The 16,405-nt window shown below is 62.4% G+C and carries 13 protein-coding genes and 1 pseudogene; 13 read left to right on the forward strand and 1 reads right to left on the reverse strand.

Annotated elements, in window-relative coordinates:
• Window positions 1-21 precede the first annotated feature (21 nt).
• The 5 genes from FRZ40_RS33425 to FRZ40_RS33445 all read left to right on the forward strand — a co-directional run bounded on the left by FRZ40_RS33425 (window position 22) and on the right by FRZ40_RS33445 (window position 4,944).
• A complete protein-coding gene (locus tag FRZ40_RS33425) occupies window positions 22-1,179 on the forward strand; it encodes a glycosyl hydrolase (RefSeq protein ID WP_147238485.1) in 1,158 nt (385 codons plus the stop codon).
• A gap of 237 nt (window positions 1,180-1,416) precedes the next feature.
• On the forward strand, window positions 1,417-1,896 hold the full coding sequence (locus tag FRZ40_RS33430) for a nuclear transport factor 2 family protein (RefSeq protein ID WP_147237065.1): 480 nt from the start codon (window positions 1,417-1,419) through the stop codon (window positions 1,894-1,896).
• Window positions 1,897-2,071: 175 nt separating this feature from the next.
• Window positions 2,072-3,394, forward strand: coding sequence for a TIGR00366 family protein (locus FRZ40_RS33435; protein ID WP_147237066.1), 1,323 nt, complete (start codon window positions 2,072-2,074; stop codon window positions 3,392-3,394).
• Window positions 3,395-3,456: 62 nt separating this feature from the next.
• A complete protein-coding gene (locus FRZ40_RS33440; protein WP_147237067.1) occupies window positions 3,457-4,494 on the forward strand; it encodes a histone deacetylase family protein in 1,038 nt (345 codons plus the stop codon).
• A 165-nt stretch (window positions 4,495-4,659) separates the two neighbouring features.
• Complete coding sequence (locus tag FRZ40_RS33445) at window positions 4,660-4,944, forward strand: hypothetical protein (protein WP_147237068.1); 285 nt, start codon at window positions 4,660-4,662, stop codon at window positions 4,942-4,944.
• Between the two features lie 12 nt (window positions 4,945-4,956).
• Here the strand turns inward: FRZ40_RS33445 and FRZ40_RS33450 are convergent, their stop codons facing one another.
• A complete protein-coding gene (locus tag FRZ40_RS33450; RefSeq protein ID WP_028364281.1) occupies window positions 4,957-5,565 on the reverse strand; it encodes a CDP-alcohol phosphatidyltransferase family protein in 609 nt (202 codons plus the stop codon).
• A 278-nt stretch (window positions 5,566-5,843) separates the two neighbouring features.
• Here FRZ40_RS33450 and FRZ40_RS33455 point away from each other — a divergent pair.
• The 8 genes and pseudogenes from FRZ40_RS33455 to FRZ40_RS33490 all read left to right on the forward strand — a co-directional run bounded on the left by FRZ40_RS33455 (window position 5,844) and on the right by FRZ40_RS33490 (window position 16,405).
• Window positions 5,844-9,086: pseudogene (locus tag FRZ40_RS33455) on the forward strand (efflux RND transporter permease subunit).
• Window positions 9,079-10,317 carry an efflux RND transporter periplasmic adaptor subunit gene (locus FRZ40_RS33460; protein WP_147237069.1) on the forward strand — a complete coding sequence of 413 codons (1,239 nt, stop codon included), beginning with the start codon at window positions 9,079-9,081 and terminating at the stop codon, window positions 10,315-10,317. The pseudogene FRZ40_RS33455 and the gene FRZ40_RS33460 overlap by 8 nt, the downstream one beginning before the upstream one ends.
• Complete coding sequence (locus FRZ40_RS33465) at window positions 10,314-11,810, forward strand: efflux transporter outer membrane subunit (RefSeq protein ID WP_147237070.1); 1,497 nt, start codon at window positions 10,314-10,316, stop codon at window positions 11,808-11,810. The genes FRZ40_RS33460 and FRZ40_RS33465 overlap by 4 nt, the downstream gene beginning before the upstream one ends.
• Before the next feature lie 88 nt (window positions 11,811-11,898).
• Window positions 11,899-12,585, forward strand: coding sequence for a heavy metal response regulator transcription factor (locus FRZ40_RS33470; RefSeq protein WP_028364284.1), 687 nt, complete (start codon window positions 11,899-11,901; stop codon window positions 12,583-12,585).
• Window positions 12,582-14,039 carry a heavy metal sensor histidine kinase gene (locus tag FRZ40_RS33475; protein WP_147237071.1) on the forward strand — a complete coding sequence of 486 codons (1,458 nt, stop codon included), beginning with the start codon at window positions 12,582-12,584 and terminating at the stop codon, window positions 14,037-14,039. The genes FRZ40_RS33470 and FRZ40_RS33475 overlap by 4 nt, the downstream gene beginning before the upstream one ends.
• Window positions 14,040-14,194: 155 nt before the next feature.
• On the forward strand, window positions 14,195-14,380 hold the full coding sequence (locus FRZ40_RS33480; protein WP_147237072.1) for a hypothetical protein: 186 nt from the start codon (window positions 14,195-14,197) through the stop codon (window positions 14,378-14,380).
• A 124-nt stretch (window positions 14,381-14,504) separates the two neighbouring features.
• A complete protein-coding gene (locus FRZ40_RS33485) occupies window positions 14,505-15,074 on the forward strand; it encodes a DUF3280 domain-containing protein (RefSeq protein WP_147237073.1) in 570 nt (189 codons plus the stop codon).
• A gap of 167 nt (window positions 15,075-15,241) precedes the next feature.
• On the forward strand, window positions 15,242-16,405 hold the full coding sequence (locus FRZ40_RS33490; protein WP_147237074.1) for a cytochrome D1 domain-containing protein: 1,164 nt from the start codon (window positions 15,242-15,244) through the stop codon (window positions 16,403-16,405).

A 16,405-nucleotide genomic window follows, 5' to 3' on the forward strand; every position in this document is an offset into this window, starting at 1 on the left:
TCGACTTATGGATATCAGAAGATGACGGCAGGTTGGGAAACGGTCTCGACGACATTTGGGAAAAGTGACAAACCCTATGGTGGCGGTGCCTTCCGCCTTCATGGCGACGATGTCATTAGTCTCAAGGTCGCGGGGCCCGAACTGAAGTTCAAACCGGCTAGCGAGCTCAAGAACCCGGACGTCGCGGAGTTCACTGAAGCATGGATGGACGACGCTTCCGAGCGTCTGAACCGACGTACGGTAGCTTTCCTGAGGGGCACGCTCGGGACTGGTTTGACACGCACTTTCCAGCAGCAAGGTCAGAATGCCGCCTGGTGGTACTCGAAGGACTGGGGCACGGTGTACGTCAGCACGGCATGGATGGACTACAAAGCGTCACAGGCTTCGAACGGGCTGACACCCCAGATCACGAAACTATGGCGATCGGGCGACGGCGGCCTGAACTGGACGCAATTGAAGTGGCAAGAGACGCATAACATCGGGAAGCTGCTGTTCCTGGATCCGCAACGGGGATATGCGATCGGATGGGGACCGCACGTATGGCGCACAGCCGACGGCGGACAGTCATGGCACGAAGTGAAGGTGCCGCCACTCGCCGACGCCGGAAAACCTCACAAGACGTTTGATGCGGTCAACCTCGGGCCCGATGGCGTGCTGCGCGTCGCTTATCATGTCGAGCAATTGGGTGACGTGAAGACATCGAGTCTGGTCTACCGGATGGGTTGGAATCAGTCTGACTTCGAGCAGGATGTCGCGCTGCCAAACCAGACAGTAGTCGACCTTCAATCGTCCCCGGACGCGAGCGCGGGATATTCGTTGTATGCGCTATCGCGGCTTGGCGCACCGCGCAATCCAGATGATCCTAACGATAAAGGGCATCGGACTGGCGCACTGTCGGTATGGACTAGCGATCGGCGAACTCAAGTGCGACAGTTGCGCACGTTTGATGACCATTTGATGCTTGACGGTCTTAACGTAGGCAAACACGGAGTACTGCTGACCTACGCTACCGATGCGACGGGCAACGGCGCGCCGCAGGATCTCACGTTCATCAGCACGGATGCCGGATCATCATGGAAAGAGTTAAAGGACGGCGCCGCTCAAGGTGGATATTTCGATTCCGATACAAACACCCAGTACGCGTTGTTTGCCTATACGCTGAAGAAGCGGAAATTCTAAAACTTTGATCCGGTGCTTGAATCGTCGCGTACGCAATTGATCAGCAGCGCAGATTACGCCTAGACGGGTCCCCATATGGATGGCAGCGAAGCGATCGCGCTGGTGTCTCCCGTCGCGACGCTATCTGCGATTGGCCTTACCATGCAAATCGGCAAAACCACCCCCATCCCGACAAAGCCATAACCCGACTTCACGAATAATGACTCACACCGTCACTATTCACAGAGAGAGAAGTCGATGTCGAGCAACACAGAAGTCCGTCTGCCGCTGCCGCCGTTTACACGCGAAACCGCCATCCAGAAAGTGAGGCAAGCCGAAGACGGCTGGAATTCGCGTGACGCGGCCAAAGTCGCACTGGTGTATTCGCAAGACACCTGGTGGCGCAACCGGGCGGAGTTCGTCCACAACCGCGACGAAGTGCGCACGTTCCTCGCGCGCAAATGGGACAAGGAACTGGAGTACCGTCTGATCAAGGAACTGTGGGCCTTCACGGATAACCGCATCGCGGTGCGCTTCGCCTATGAATGGCGAGACGATGCCGGCAACTGGTTCCGCTCGTATGGCAACGAGAACTGGGAGTTCGGTCCCGATGGCCTGATGCACCATCGCCACGCAAGCATCAACGATCTGCCGATCAAGGAGAACGAGCGCAAGTTCTTCTGGCCGCTCGGCCGCCGACCCGACGATCATCCGGGCTTGAGCGAACTGGGCCTCTGATCCACTCAGCGAAGCTGAACGATCGCTAACACATAGCTGACACGATTGTGTGTCCGCTATGTGCACGCGAACCCCTCTCCAGCGAACCCTTGTGCAGTTCACCGACTCATTGTGTATAGCTGTGGCAGAATCTCGCGCGCATCCAATGAACAGTTGAACAAACGCTGGAGACGTCGTGATTCAAGGTATTGCCCGCTTCTTTACGCAGGTGGTTCACCGCTTTCTGCCTGATCCCCTCATTTTTGCGCTGCTTCTGACGGCGATCACGTTTGCGCTGTCGTTGGGCCTCACGCCCAGGACGCCCGACGAACTCGTGTTCATGTGGGGCAGCGGCTTCTGGAACCTGCTCGCATTCACGATGCAGATGGCGCTGATCCTCGTGACAGGGCATGCACTGGCGACGTCCGGGCCCGTCAAGAATGCGCTGTCGGCTTTGGGCAGCATGGCGAAGACGCCCGCGCAGGGCACGATGCTCGTCGCGCTGGTGAGCGGCGTCGCGTGCGCGATCAACTGGGGCTTCGGTCTCGTGCTCGGCGCCATGTTCGCGCGCGAAGTGGCGAGACGTGTGCGCGGCGTCGATTACCGCCTGCTGGTGGCGGCCGCCTATATGGGCTTCCTCACATGGCATGGCGGTTTGTCGGGTTCGGTGCCGCTCGTCGCGGCGACCAGGGGCAATCCGATGGAGAAGGTGATCGGCCTGATCCCTGTCTCGCAGACGCTCTTCACCGGCTACAACCTGTTCATCACGGCCGCGCTGATCGTGATGCTGCCGCTGCTGGTGCGCGCGATGATGCCGCGCGCCGACGAAGTCGTGTCCGTCGATCCCGCGCTGTTCACCGACGAACCCGTGGCGGAGCGTAAGATCACGGCCGATTCGACGTGGGCCGAGCGCATCGAAGAGAGCCGGATTCTTTCCATTCTGGTTGCGCTGCTGATCGCCGCGTATCTCGTGATCCGCTTTACGAAGAAGGGCTTCAGCCTCGACATCGATACCGTCAACATCGTCTTTCTCGCGGCGGGCATTCTGCTGCACAAGACGCCAATGGCGTATGCGCGTGCCATCGGCACGGCGGCGCGCGGCACGGCGGGCATCATGATCCAGTTTCCGTTCTACGCGGGCATTCAGGCGACGATGGACCACTCGGGTCTCGCGGGCGTGATCACGAACTGGTTCATCGAAATCGCAAACGTCCATACATTCCCGCTGCTGACGTTCCTGAGTTCGGCCGTGATCAACTTTGCCGTGCCGAGCGGCGGCGGCCACTGGGTCGTGCAGGGACCGTTCGTGATGCCGGCCGCGAAAGCGATCGGCGCCGATCTCGGCAAGTCCGCCATGGCGATCGCTTATGGCGAAGCGTGGACCAACATGGCGCAGCCGTTCTGGGCGCTGCCTGCACTGGCGATTGCGGGCCTTGGCGTGCGCGACATCATGGGCTATTGCGTAACGGCATTACTGTTCTCGGGTCTGATCTTCGTCGCGGGGCTGTATCTCTTCTGACGCGCCACGCAAGCTGATTTTGCCCAGGTAGACTGTACGCACCTTCAACGGCGTACATCACCATGCAGACCATCTATAGCAGCGATCACCGCTTGCATCACGGCGTCGAACTCAAGGACGGCGCCGTTTCCGATTCCTTCGAAAAGCCCGCCCGTGCCGAGACCGTGCTGAAACAGGTTCAGGCGGCGGGCCTCGGCGATGTCGTCGCCCCGCACGCCTATGACCACGCGAGTTATGTGGGCGCGCATAGCGAACGCTACGTCGGTTTTCTCGCATCCGCGTGGGACGAGTGGTCGGCTACGGGCCGCAGCTGCCAGGCGTTGCCGCTCGTGTGGCCCGTTCGAGGCTTGCCGTCGACGGCGATGCCGCAATTCATCGACGGCAAGCTGGGCTTCTTTTCGATGGACGCCGGTTCGCCCATCAATGCCGGGACGTGGAAGGCAGTCAGCGCGAGCGCGAATTCGGCCCTGACGGGAATCGATCTGCTCTCGCGTGGAGAGAAGGCCGCCTTTGCATTGTGCCGGCCGCCAGGACACCATGCGGGTCGCGAGTACATGGGCGGCTATTGCTATCTGAACAATGCGGCGATCGCCGCGCAGCGTTGCATCGAGCAGGGCGCGAAACGCGTCGCCGTGCTCGACGTCGACTTCCATCACGGCAACGGTACGCAGGATATTTTCTACGACCGCAACGACGTGCTGTTCGTCTCGATACACGGCGAACCGTCCGTGTCCTTTCCTTACTTTTCGGGTTTTTCCGATGAGCGTGGCATCGGCGAAGGCGAAGGTTTCAATCTGAACATGCCGTTGCCAAAGGGCACGGACATGGACGGGTACGAACCCGTGCTGCAGCATGCGTGTTCGGCAATCGGGCGCCATGCGCCGGATGCGCTGGTGGTCTCGTTAGGCGTCGATACGTTCGAGGGCGACCCCATCAGTCATTTCCGCTTGCGCACTCCCGACTATCTGCGGGTGGGCGAACTGCTGGCGAGCCTGAAGGTGCCGACGCTCTTCGTGATGGAAGGCGGATATATGGTCGACGAGATCGGCGTCAACGCGGTCAATGTGCTGCTGGGTTTCGAAGGCCGGATTCAAGCGTAGTTCAGGCACATTTCGCAGCGTCCCGCGAAACTGGCAGCTTCGTCATACTAATGCCAGCGTTGCGCCACCGACGAGGCGTAGAGTGAAAGCGACGTTGCAGGTGTCGCGAGCCGCCTGCAAGGTTCTCATTCGCTACACAGTCTCTCGCGATCAAGGAGCCTCGAAATGAAGCAACTTCTTCTCAGCCTCGTGGTAACGGCAGGTGTGGCAGCCATGTCGAGTGCCTATGCACAGGACACGCCCACAGACAGCCACCCAATGGATCAGACTCAGGCGCAATCGGCCAGTCCGGCAACGGATACGGGCCAGGGCGGCGTCAATTGGGGCAGCGCGGCGCAAGGTGCGCGCAACACACAGGAGACGCGGCAGGACGTGCGCCAGCAGTTGATCCAGTCGGAACGCGACGGGCAACTCGAGCAACTCAATCGCACCACCTACAAGGGCAATTGATCCCTTTGACCATCAAGGCTTCGGAATGCGGATGCGGCTGATCATCAGCGATCCGGAAAGACCATATACCAGCGTCAATGGATGCAGTACATAACCTGCAATGCGCCATTCGCCGAACCATAATTGCGGACCGAGAGCCCCTTGCCATGCGGCGATGGCGAGCAGCAGGACAATCGCGAACGATGTCGGGATAGGCGTACCTTCGAAGTGGGTCACTTTCCCCGTACCGCCCGACATCGTCTCCGTCGTCACGTTGTAGCGCGCGAGCCGCGATACGCCGCACGCCACGAAATACGCGAGCAGAACGCGGTCATAGAGTCCGCGCATTCCACAACCGTAGCCGATGATGGCGGGCGCCACGCCGAACGAAATCACATCGGCTAGCGAATCCAGTTCCTTTCCCAGCAGCGAAGCCTTCTGGCGCCAGCGCGCGATGCGCCCGTCCAGCACGTCGAACACGAGTGCGGCGAACACGAGTGCACTGGCGAAGTACACGTGCATCACTTGCGCGCTGTCGAGGTAACTCATCATCGAAAACAGCGCGCCTGTGCCGCAAATGGCATTGCCGAGCGTGAACCAGTCGGCGAGATGAAACTCGCGGATCATCGAAAAGCGCTTCATGTTGGCCTTTTTGTTCAGCAATAAGACACGACTATAAACCTTACGGCGACCTACCAGGCCTGCAAGACGCGTGCCTCGGCCATTGCCCGACGGCTCGGGCGTCCGCGCATGAAATGGTCGTCCCGCGCCGAATATGGCAAAACTGCCATTTTCGCGTCATCGGTTTGTTGGGGCTATCGAATTAGCATTAACACCAGGTTGCCGCGGACGCGCAGCGAGACACTGACGCCGCCGCCTCATGTCACGCTTGCGCGCTTCTTTCGGATATCAACACCTGTATGTGGATCGTCAATCTCGCATTGAAGCGGCCGTACACGTTCATCGTGATGGCCATACTGATCGTGCTGGCGACGCCATTCGTGCTGTTCACCACGCCCGTCGACGTGCTGCCGGAAATCAACATTCCCGTCGTCAGCATCATCTGGAATTACACAGGTCTGTCGGCCCAGGACATGGCGAACCGCATCACGTCCGTCAACGAGCGCAGCCTGACGACGACGGTCAACGACATCGAACACATCGAGTCCCAATCGCTCGCGGGCATCGCGATCATCAAGCTCTTCCTGCAGCCGAATGCGAACATCCAGACGGCCATCGCGCAAACGGTCGCCGTCGAACAGGCGCAATTGAAGCAGATGCCGCCCGGCGCGACGCCGCCGCTCGTCATCAGCTATTCGGCGTCGAGCATTCCCGTCATTCAACTCGGCCTGTCGAGTCCACGTCTGTCCGAGCAGGAGCTGAACGACACGGCGCTCAATTTTCTGCGCCCGCAACTCGTGACCATTCCGGGTGCAGCCGTGCCCTATCCATACGGCGGCAAGAGCCGCCTGATTTCCGTCGATCTCGACACGCGCGCGCTGCTGGCAAAGGGGCTCACGCCGCTCGACGTCGTCAATGCCGTCAACGCGCAAAACCTGATCCTGCCGACGGGCACCGCGAAAATCGGCCCCAAGGAGTACACGGTCAACATGAACGGCTCGCCGACGACCGTTGCGGGCCTCAACGACATCCCGGTGCGCACGGTGAATGGCGCGACGACGTATCTGCGCGAAGTGGCGCATGTGCGCGACGGCTTCTCTCCGCAGACGAACATCGTGCGCGAGAACGGCCGGCGCGGCGTGCTGATCTCGATTCTGAAGACGGGCAGTGCGTCGACCCTGTCGATCGTCAATACGCTGCGCGATCTGTTGCCGAACGCGCAGGCCGCGCTGCCGTCCGACATCAAGGTCACGGCGCTGTTCGATCAATCCGTGTTCGTGAAGGCCGCGATTCGCGGCGTAGTACGCGAGGCCGTGATCGCCGCTGCGCTGACGGCGGCGATGATCCTGCTGTTTCTCGGCAACTGGCGCAGCACCTGCATCATCGCGATCTCGATTCCGCTTTCCATCCTGACTTCGCTGATCGCGCTGCACGCGCTCGGGCAGACGATCAACATCATGACACTGGGCGGCCTCGCGCTCGCGGTCGGCATTCTCGTCGACGATGCGACCGTGACGATCGAGAACATCGAACGGCATCTGCATTTAGGCACGAATCTGCACGATGCGATTCTCGATGGCGCTGGCGAAATCGCGATTCCCGCGCTCGTCTCGACGCTGTGCATCTGCATCGTGTTCGTGCCGATGTTCTTCCTGACGGGCGTCGCGCGCTATCTGTTCGTGCCGCTCGCGGAAGCCGTGGTGTTCGCGATGCTCGCATCGTACGTGCTGTCGAGAACCCTCGTGCCGACGCTCGCGATGCTGCTGATGGGCCATGCGCACAAGCACGACCCGAAAGCACGGCCGAATCTTTTCGTGCGTCTGCATCGCCGTTTCGATCGCAGCTTCGAGACGATGCGCGCCGCGTACATCATGGTGCTCAGCAGTCTGCTGGTGCGGCGCCGACTGTTCGGCTCGCTGTTTCTCGGCTTTTGCATGGTCTCTCTGGCGCTCGTATTCGTGTTGGGCGAGGACTTCTTTCCGCGCGTCGACGCAGGCCAGATACGCCTGCACATGCGCGCGCCGACGGGCACGCGTATCGAAGAAACGGCACGGCTCGCCGATCAGGTCGAGAAGGTGGTGCGCGAAGTGATTCCGCCCAATGAGCTGAGCACGGTGCTCGACAATCTCGGCTTGCCGTATAGCGGCATCAATCTGTCGTACAGCAATGCGGGCACGATCGGCACGCTCGATGGCGAGATCCAGGTTGCACTGAACGAAGACCACAAGCCGAGCCTCGACTATATCGACCGCTTGCGCGCGCTGTTGCCGCAGCGCTTTCCGGGCACCGAGTTCTTCTTTCAACCCGCCGATATCGTCACGCAGATCCTCAACTTCGGCTTGCCCGCTGCCGTCGATGTGCAGATCGTCGGTTCGAATCAGGAAGGCAATCTTGAGATCGCGAGAAAGCTGCTCAAATAGATCCGCACGATTCCCGGCGCCGTCGATTCTCACATCCAGCAGAAGCTCGACGAGCCTGTGATCAATCTGCAGATGGACCGTACGCGTTTGCAGCAGTTGAATCTGAACGCGAACAACGTCGCGCAGAACGTGCTGATTTCGCTGTCGGGCAGCTCGCAGACGTCGCCTGGATTCTGGTTCAATCCGCGCAACGGCGTCGAGTACAACCTCGCCGTGCAGACGCCGCAGTACCAGATTTCGTCGGTGGATCAGCTGTTGCGCACGCCCGTATCGGCGTCGTCGACGGGACCGATACAACTGCTCGGCAATCTCGTGCAGGTGTCGCCGCAGAACCAGTTCGCGATGGTCACGCATTACAACATTCGCCCTGTGATCGATGTGTTCGTCAGTGTCGAAGGACGCGACCTCGGCAGCGTCGACAGGCAGATCGAAAAGCTCGTCGGGCAGGCGCGCGCGAGTCTGCCGCGCGGCAGCCAGATCGCGATTCGCGGCCAGGTGCAGACGATGCGCACGTCGTACTTCGGACTCGGCATCGGCGTCGCGATGGCGATCGTGCTCGTGTATCTGCTGATCGTCGTGAACTTCCAGTCGTGGATCGATCCCCTCATCATCGTGAGCGCGTTGCCCGCGGCATTGGCGGGCATCGTGTGGATGCTGTTTTTGACGGGCACGCATCTGAGCGTGCCAGCGTTGACGGGCGCCATCATGACAATGGGCGTCGCGACGGCGAACAGCATTCTGATGGTGTCGTTCGCGCGTCAGCGTCTGACGGCGGGCGCGCCGCCGCTCACAGCCGCGCTCGAAGCCGGCGCAAGCCGGATCCGGCCGGTGCTGATGACCGCGTTCGCGATGATCATCGGCATGATCCCCATGGCGCTCGGTCTCGGCGAAGGCGCGGAACAGAATGCGCCGCTCGGCCGCGCGGTGATCGGCGGCCTGCTGTTCGCGACGGTGTCGACACTCTTCTTCGTGCCGCTCGTGTTCGCGGGCATTCATAGCCGGCTCGCGCATCGCAAGTCTGCACGCGAGCGCGACGATTCGCAGCGCGGCACGCATCACTCACAGAACGGCCGTGACGATGCACACGGACACAGCCCGAACACGGACGATCGAGATGACTGAAAAGACTCACTCTTCGCTAGCGATTCCCGCGCGGGAAACCCAGGATGGGCACGCGTTGCCGCCGCGCCATCGCGAGTGGCGCCGCGCGAAGATCGCGATCGTGATTGTGTTGCTGCTGCTCGCGGCAGGCGCGTTGCGCACGGTGGTCGCGAACATCATGCAAGGCCGCTCGATCTCGCAGATGACGCAGCAAAACGCGAAGCAATACGTCGATGTCGTGACGCCCGCGCAGGCCGATGGCACCAGCGGCGTAACCGTATTGCCCGGCACGTTGCGCGGCTATGTCGAGTCGCCGATCTACGCGCGTGCCACCGGTTATCTGCTGCACTGGTATGCGGACATCGGCGCGCGCGTGAAGGAAGGGCAATTGCTCGCGGAACTCGATACGCCTGAAATCGATCAGGAACTCGCGCAGGCCGTTGCGCAGCGCGACCAGATCCAGTCGAGCCTCGGGCTTGCGAAAAGCTCGTTCGAGCGCTGGCAGCAATTGCGTCAGCGCGATGCCGTCTCGCAGCAGGAACTCGACGAACGGCAAAGCACGTATTCGCAGGACGTCGCCAATCTCGCCGCCGCCGAAGCCAACGTGAAGCGGCTGCGTCAACTGGAAAGCTTCAAGCGCATCGTCGCGCCATTTGCGGGCGTGGTGACGCAGCGCAATGTGGACGTGGGCGATCTGATCGATGCAGGCAGCGGCACGAGCCGCGCGCTGTTTGCACTCGCGCAGTCGGATCCGCTGCGCGTCTACGTGCAATTGCCGCAGGCCTACGCGCAGAACATCAAGGTCGGCGAAGACGTGGTCGTCACGCAGGCTGAGTTGCCGGGGCAGCAGTTCAACGGGCGCATCACGAATATTTCCGGCGCGATCGACGTGCCCACGCGTTCGTTGCAGGTCGAAGTGACGCTGCACAACCCGGACGGCAAGCTGCGGCCGGGCGCTTACGTGCAGGTTGCATTGCCCTCGGGCGCGCGCGCGCAACTGTCGGTGCCCGGCAACGCGCTGCTGTTCCGCGCGGAAGGGCCGCGGCTTGCTGTCGTCGATAACGACGGTATCGTGCATCTGCGCAAGGTGGCGATTGCGCAAGATCTCGGGCAGACGCTCGAAATCGAAAGCGGCATCGAGCCCGGCGACCGCGTGATCATCAATCCGAGCGATTCGATCGAAGACGGCGATCACGTCGAAGTGACGCATCCTCAGGCTCCGTCCCAGCCGAAAGGCAAGGCGTCGTCGTGAATACGCTGCTGAATGCCGCCCGAACCGGCACACTCGCTCTCGCGGCAACACTGTGCGCGTGCACGGTCGGCCCCGACTACAAGCAGCCGCTGACGGACGCACCGCCCGCGTGGCATACGGATTCGTACTGGCGTCTCGCGCAGCCATCGCATGCGCCGCTTGCGCCGGACTGGTGGAAGACCTTCGGCGACGCGACGCTCGATCATCTCGAATCGCAGGCGCTCGCGCAAAACCAGACGCTCGTCGCGGCCAGCGCGCACTACGCGCAGGCGCGCGCCACGCTCGCGAATACGCGCGCGCAGCTGATTCCCGAAATCGATCTGTCGGCATCGGCGGCGCGCGAGCGAGTGTCGAAAAACCGGCCCGTGACGAACTACTCGGTGCCGAACCAGTCGACCGTGCAGAACAATCTGCAGATCGGTCCGACGATCAACTACGACGTCGATCTGTTCGGCCGTATCCGGCGTGACGTGGAGGGCGCGCAGGCGTCGGCGGAACAGTCTCGCGACGATCTCGCGAACGCGCGGCTCGTGCTGAGCACCGATCTCGCTACCGACTATTTCTCGTTGCGCGAACTCGACGCCGAAATCGACGTGCTAGACCGCTCGGTGCAACTGCAACAGAAAGCGCTCGACTACGTGACGACGGAACACGATCTCGGCTCCGTGTCCGGCCTCGACGTGTTGCAGCAGAAGTCGCTGCTCGATCAGACGCGCGTGCAGGCGCAACTGCTCGTCACGCAGCGCGAACAGTTCGAGCATGCGATCGCGGCGCTCGTCGCGGTGCCCGCTCCGCAGTTTTCGATCGAACCGAAAGTGGCCGGGTATCCCGTGCCTGCCATACCGCTCGGCCTGCCGAGCGATCTGCTGCAGCGCAGGCCCGATATCGCATCGGCGGAGCGCGCGATGGCGGCGGCGAATGCGCAGATCGGCGTTGCCAAGGCCGCGTTTTTTCCCAGCCTGACCTTGACGCCGGGCATCGGCTGGCAAAGCACGGAATTCGCGAATCTGCTGAGCGCGCCGAGCCTGATGTGGTCGCTCGGCGCCGCGCTGAGTCAGGTCGTGTTCGACGGCGGCCGCCGCGCCGCGAATGTCGACTTCGCCAACGAGGGCTATCAGGCCGCGCAGGCGAATTATCGGCAAGCGGTTTTAACGGCGTTCCAGCAGGTGCAGGACGGCATCACCGGGCTCTCCGTACTCGATCGCGCGGCGTCGCAGTCGCACGATGCCGTCGCCGATGCGCAGCGGCTGCTGTCGCTTGCCAACGACCGCTATTCGGGCGGACTCGTCGCGTATCTGGACGTGATCACCGCGCAGCAATCGCTGCTGACGAGCGAGCGCCAGGATGTGCAGATACACGGCCAGCAGATGACGACATCCGTCGCGCTCGTGAAGGCGCTGGGCGGCGGTTGGGATGTGCAGGGAGCGGATACGCAACATGACGCCGCTAAGGACGCATCGGACGATCCATCGGCCCCGCACGCGCCGGACTGAAAACAGACTGTAACCAGACGAAAGAGGACGGGCTGAACACGTTTGAAAAGCCTACTTATAATGAGGAAGACCATAGAAAGGAGCGCCCATGAAGCTGCTCATCGTGGAGGATGAATTCAAGGTCGTCGACTATCTGCGCCGTGGCCTGACGGAGCAGGGCTGGGTCGTCGACGTCGCGCTCGACGGCGAAGAGGGCCTGCATCTCGCGTCCGAGTTCGACTACGACATCATCGTGCTCGATGTGATGCTGCCCAAGCGCGACGGCCTCAGCGTGCTCAAGGCGCTGCGCATGCGCAAGTCCACGCCCGTCATCATGCTCACCGCGCGCGATCACGTGAACGACCGCGTGCGCGGTTTGCGCGAAGGCGCCGACGATTACCTGACCAAGCCGTTTTCGTTCCTCGAACTGGTGGAGCGTCTGCACGCGCTCGCGAGGCGCACGCGCGTGCAGGAGTCGACGCTGATCTGCGTCGGCGATCTATATGTCGATCTGATCGGACGGCGCGCGACGCGTAGCGGCGTGCGCCTCGATCTGACTGCGAAAGAGTTCCAGTTGCTGAGCGTGCTTGCGCGGCGGCAGGGCGACATCCTGTCGAAAGCGATGATCACGGAACTGGTGTGGGATGTGAACTTCGACAGCCATACGAACGTCGTGGAGACGGCGATCAAGCGGCTGCGCGCGAAGCTCGACGGGCCGTTTTCCACCAAGCTGCTGCACACGATGCGCGGCATGGGCTACGTGCTCGAAGTCAGAGAGGAAGCGGAGGCATCATGATTCGCTCGACCCGTTCCATCGCACGGCGCCTTGCGTTGCTGTTTGCGCTCGTCGCACTGTCTGTGTTTACGCTGGTGGACACGGGGCTGTTCCTCGTGTTGCGCTCGCAACTCGAACAGCGCCTGCGCGATTCGCTCGATAGCCGCACGGAAGTGGCGCGCATCATCGTGCATCACGCGATCAATCGCGACAAGTGGCGCATCGCGCAAGAAAAGCTCGGCGACATGACGCCGCGCGACGGCACGAGTCTTTATTCGATTTCAAGCGCGAATCCGCTTTTCAATTACGGACACACGGTGACGGGCACGATCGTGCAGCAGTGGCGCGGCGACTATGCACGTGTCGCGGACAACGGCACCGGTCACGATCTGCTGACGCGCACGCTGACGATCCCGCCGAACGGCGAGCGTCCGCAGGTGCAGTTGCAGGTCGCGACCAGCTACGCGCCGACCGAGCAGGCATTGCGCGAGTTCGGCCTTGCGCTGGCCGCGCTGTCGGCGCTCGGCGCGTTCGGCGCGTCGCTGCTCAGCTACTGGGTCACGCGCATCGGTCTTGCGCCGTTGCGCCGACTGACGGTCGATGCTTCCGAGGTGAGCGCCGATAATCGCTCTCAGCGCTTGCGAACGACGGAGCTGCCGTTCGAACTGAACGATCTCGCGCATTCGTTCAACGGCGCGCTCGAGCGGCTCGATCAGGCGTACGTGCGCCTCGAATCGTTCAATGCCGATGTCGCGCACGAATTGCGCACGCCCGTGACGATTCTGATCGGGCAGACGCAGGTGGCGTTGACGCGCAACCGTTCGGTCGACGATCTGCGCCGCACGCTGCAATCGAACCTGGAAGAGTTCGAGCGCATGCGCGGCATCATCAACGACATGCTGTTCCTCGCGCGCGCGGATCAGGGCGAGCGCGCGACGGAACTCGTCGAAGTGTCGCTCGCGACGGAAGTGGCGCGCACCGTCGAGTTCCTCGAAATGCCGATGGAAGAGGCGCAGGTGCAGGCCGAATTGCACGGCGATGCCGCGGCGCGCGTCAACCGCTCGCTGTTCGGCCGCGCGTGCGCGAACCTGCTGATCAACGCGATTCACCATTGCACGCCCGGCGCGACGATCAAGGTGACGATTTCGCGCGAGGCGGGGCGCGTGTGGGTCGCCGTCGCGAATCCTGGCGCGCCGATCGTGGACGAGGTGCTCGAGCACGTGTTCGACCGCTTCTATCGGGCGGAACTGTCGCGCACGAACAGCCGCGAGAATCACGGGCTCGGGCTCGCGATCGTCAAGGCGGTCGCCGACATGCACGGCGGCGTGGTGTTCGCGCGCAGCCTCGGCGGCGTGAACACGTTCGGGTTTTCGATAAGAAGCGCTGACACGGTACGCCCGGCGAAAGCCGAGCCGTCGTCCGCGAAGGAGCCACCATTGGCATCGCGGCCCATTGCGCCAGCGCCGCTGAAATAGCGTCGAGCCTGTGCCGCACGGGCGCCGTACGTCGGCGAACTGTCGAAACAGGTAAATTGATCCAATCCTTGCCCTCTGTTCATCGGAATGACGGTCAATTTGACCGGGTACGCTGATGTTGTCGCGATAGGCGCGAACCCGGCAAGGAGGCTCAGGTGGATCTGATCGAAATGGCGAAGAAGTCCGGCATGCAGGTGTTGCTCGATGCGCAGATCGGCAGCCAGATGTATCACAGTGTCAGCGGGCCGCTCTCTTCGCTGCAGCGTTTCGCCGACGAAGTCGGTAAGGCGCTCGCCGCTGAAGCCGCTGCACAGGTCGCGGATTTGACCGCAGAAACCTGAGCCGATCACGCGCGCTGCATCGACGCAGCGTTCGGGCCCGTTATCTGCTTCACGAAGACCGCGAGGGGCTGGCGCGGCGGTGCGCCTGCCGGGCGCGCATACCGATCGTGGAGGGCCTGCTGCGTTGACCGTTTTCCGATCCCGCTCCGACGCGTTCAGCCTTCGGCGCGCCCACGCGCTGTTCCCGTTGCTCGCCGTCGGCGTCGCACTGTGTACCGTTTCGGTGACAGCCGCTGCCGTGCCGCCCGCCATCGCGTTGCTGGACTGCGTGGTGCTCGACGACAACGCGGCCTATAACGATCCTTCCGTCACGCAGACCCAGCAGGCGCGCGCGACGATGGTGAGCGCGCAGCTGCGCACGCTCGTCGACCAGCGGGGGCTCTACAAGGTCGCGGACAACCGTCCGGCGGCGACGCTCATCGACAGACTCCAAGCCACGCAGGACTTGAGCAGCTGCAACGGCTGCGAGCGGGAGATCGCGCGGCAGCTCGGCGCGCAGCGCGTCGGCGTGTGCTGGGTGCAGAAAGTCAGCAACCTGATCCTCAACATCAATTTGCGCATCGAAGACACGGCGAGCGGGCAGGTCGTGTTCCAGCGTTCCGTCGATATTCGCGGCAATACCGATCAGTCGTGGCGGCGCGGCGTCGATGCGCTCGTCGGCCTTCTCGCGTCGGAACGGGACACGGCGCATTGAACGGCGGGCGTTCTTCGATTTCGGGAAAAACTCCCGGCCTTCCACGCTGTCCTCCAGGCGCGCGATGCGCTAACTTGAGCCTGGGTGAATTCGCCCTTGCGGCACAACGAACATGGTCCGCGCGATCTGACGCGGGCCCGTCGAACAACACTCCGCAGGAGACATCGATGCATTGCACTATCGGACATACACACAGACCTAAACGCGCGGCGGCATCCGTCGCGCTCGCCGTTCTGCTTGGCGCGGCTGCCGGCGAGGCCTCGGCGGCAGCCGTTGCGTACGTCACGAGCGAGACGAACGGCGTCGGCGTGATCGATCTCGACCAGATGACGCTCACGAAAACGATCGGCCTCGGCAAGGACGGACCGCGCGGCCTGAGCCTGACGGCGGACGGACGCAGGCTGCTGGTCGCGAACAAGTCGGGCGATCTCTCGGCGATCGATACGTCGACCGGCAAAGTGGTGGCGCGCGTGAAGATCGGCAAAAACCCGGAGTTCGTGCGCGTGCATCGCGGTCTGGCGTATGTGACGTATGAACCCGGCGATAGCGGTCCGCCGCCGCAGGCTGCGAATCAGGGCGCGGGCAAGCCTGAGGGCAAACCCGAGGGCAAACCCGAGGGCAAACCTGAAACGGAAGCCGCGGGCGGCAAGGGTGGCAAGGGCGGCCACGACGACGATGACGGCGCGAACAGCCCGCCCGCCGAAGTCGCGATCGTCGATCTGAAGACGATGAAAGTGGTGCGCTCGGTGAAGAGCGGGCATGAAACGGAGGGCGTCGAGTTTTCGCCGGACGGTCGTGAACTGCTCGTGACGAACGAGGGCGACGATACGGTCTCCGTATATCGCACGGGGACGGGCAAACTGGTGCGCACCGTGCAGATGGACAAAGGTTCGCGGCCGCGCGGCATCAAGGCTTCGCCGGACGGGAAGCAATATGTGGTGACGCTGGAAAACACCAGCAAATTCGTCGTGCTCGACGCCGGGACGCTCAAGACGGTGAAGACGGTCGATACGAAACTCGGCCCGTATGGCGTTGCGTTCGATCCTGCGGGCAAGCATCTGCTCATCGCCGCCGCGCGCGACAAGACCTTGCAGGTGTTCGATGCGAAGACGTACGAGCATGTGACCGACGCGCCCGTTGGCCAGCGCTGCTGGCATTTCAGCTTCACGCCCGATGGGTCGAAGGTGCTGATGGCGTGCGGCAGGTCGAATGCGGTTTTCGTGCTGGACGCGAAGAACAACTATCAGACGGTCAGCCAGATCGGGGATTTGCCGCTGGCGTGGGGGATCGTGACTTCGCCGCCTAGTCAGGGCTCGATTGAATCGCGGTAG

Origin of the sequence: Paraburkholderia azotifigens, assembly GCF_007995085.1 — a bacterium.
GTDB classification, from domain to species: Bacteria; Pseudomonadota; Gammaproteobacteria; order Burkholderiales; family Burkholderiaceae; genus Paraburkholderia; species Paraburkholderia azotifigens.

Coding starts and splice junctions, on each gene's coding strand:
- FRZ40_RS33440 (WP_147237067.1), top strand. CDS start 3,457: ATGCAGACCATCTATAGCAGCGATCACCGCTTGCATCACGGCGTCGAA.
- FRZ40_RS33445 (WP_147237068.1), top strand. CDS start 4,660: ATGAAGCAACTTCTTCTCAGCCTCGTGGTAACGGCAGGTGTGGCAGCC.
- FRZ40_RS33475 (WP_147237071.1), top strand. CDS start 12,582: ATGATTCGCTCGACCCGTTCCATCGCACGGCGCCTTGCGTTGCTGTTT.
- FRZ40_RS33460 (WP_147237069.1), top strand. CDS start 9,079: ATGACTGAAAAGACTCACTCTTCGCTAGCGATTCCCGCGCGGGAAACC.
- FRZ40_RS33450 (WP_028364281.1), bottom strand. CDS start 5,565: ATGAAGCGCTTTTCGATGATCCGCGAGTTTCATCTCGCCGACTGGTTC.
- FRZ40_RS33470 (WP_028364284.1), top strand. CDS start 11,899: ATGAAGCTGCTCATCGTGGAGGATGAATTCAAGGTCGTCGACTATCTG.
- FRZ40_RS33425 (WP_147238485.1), top strand. CDS start 22: ATGACGGCAGGTTGGGAAACGGTCTCGACGACATTTGGGAAAAGTGAC.
- FRZ40_RS33490 (WP_147237074.1), top strand. CDS start 15,242: ATGCATTGCACTATCGGACATACACACAGACCTAAACGCGCGGCGGCA.
- FRZ40_RS33430 (WP_147237065.1), top strand. CDS start 1,417: ATGTCGAGCAACACAGAAGTCCGTCTGCCGCTGCCGCCGTTTACACGC.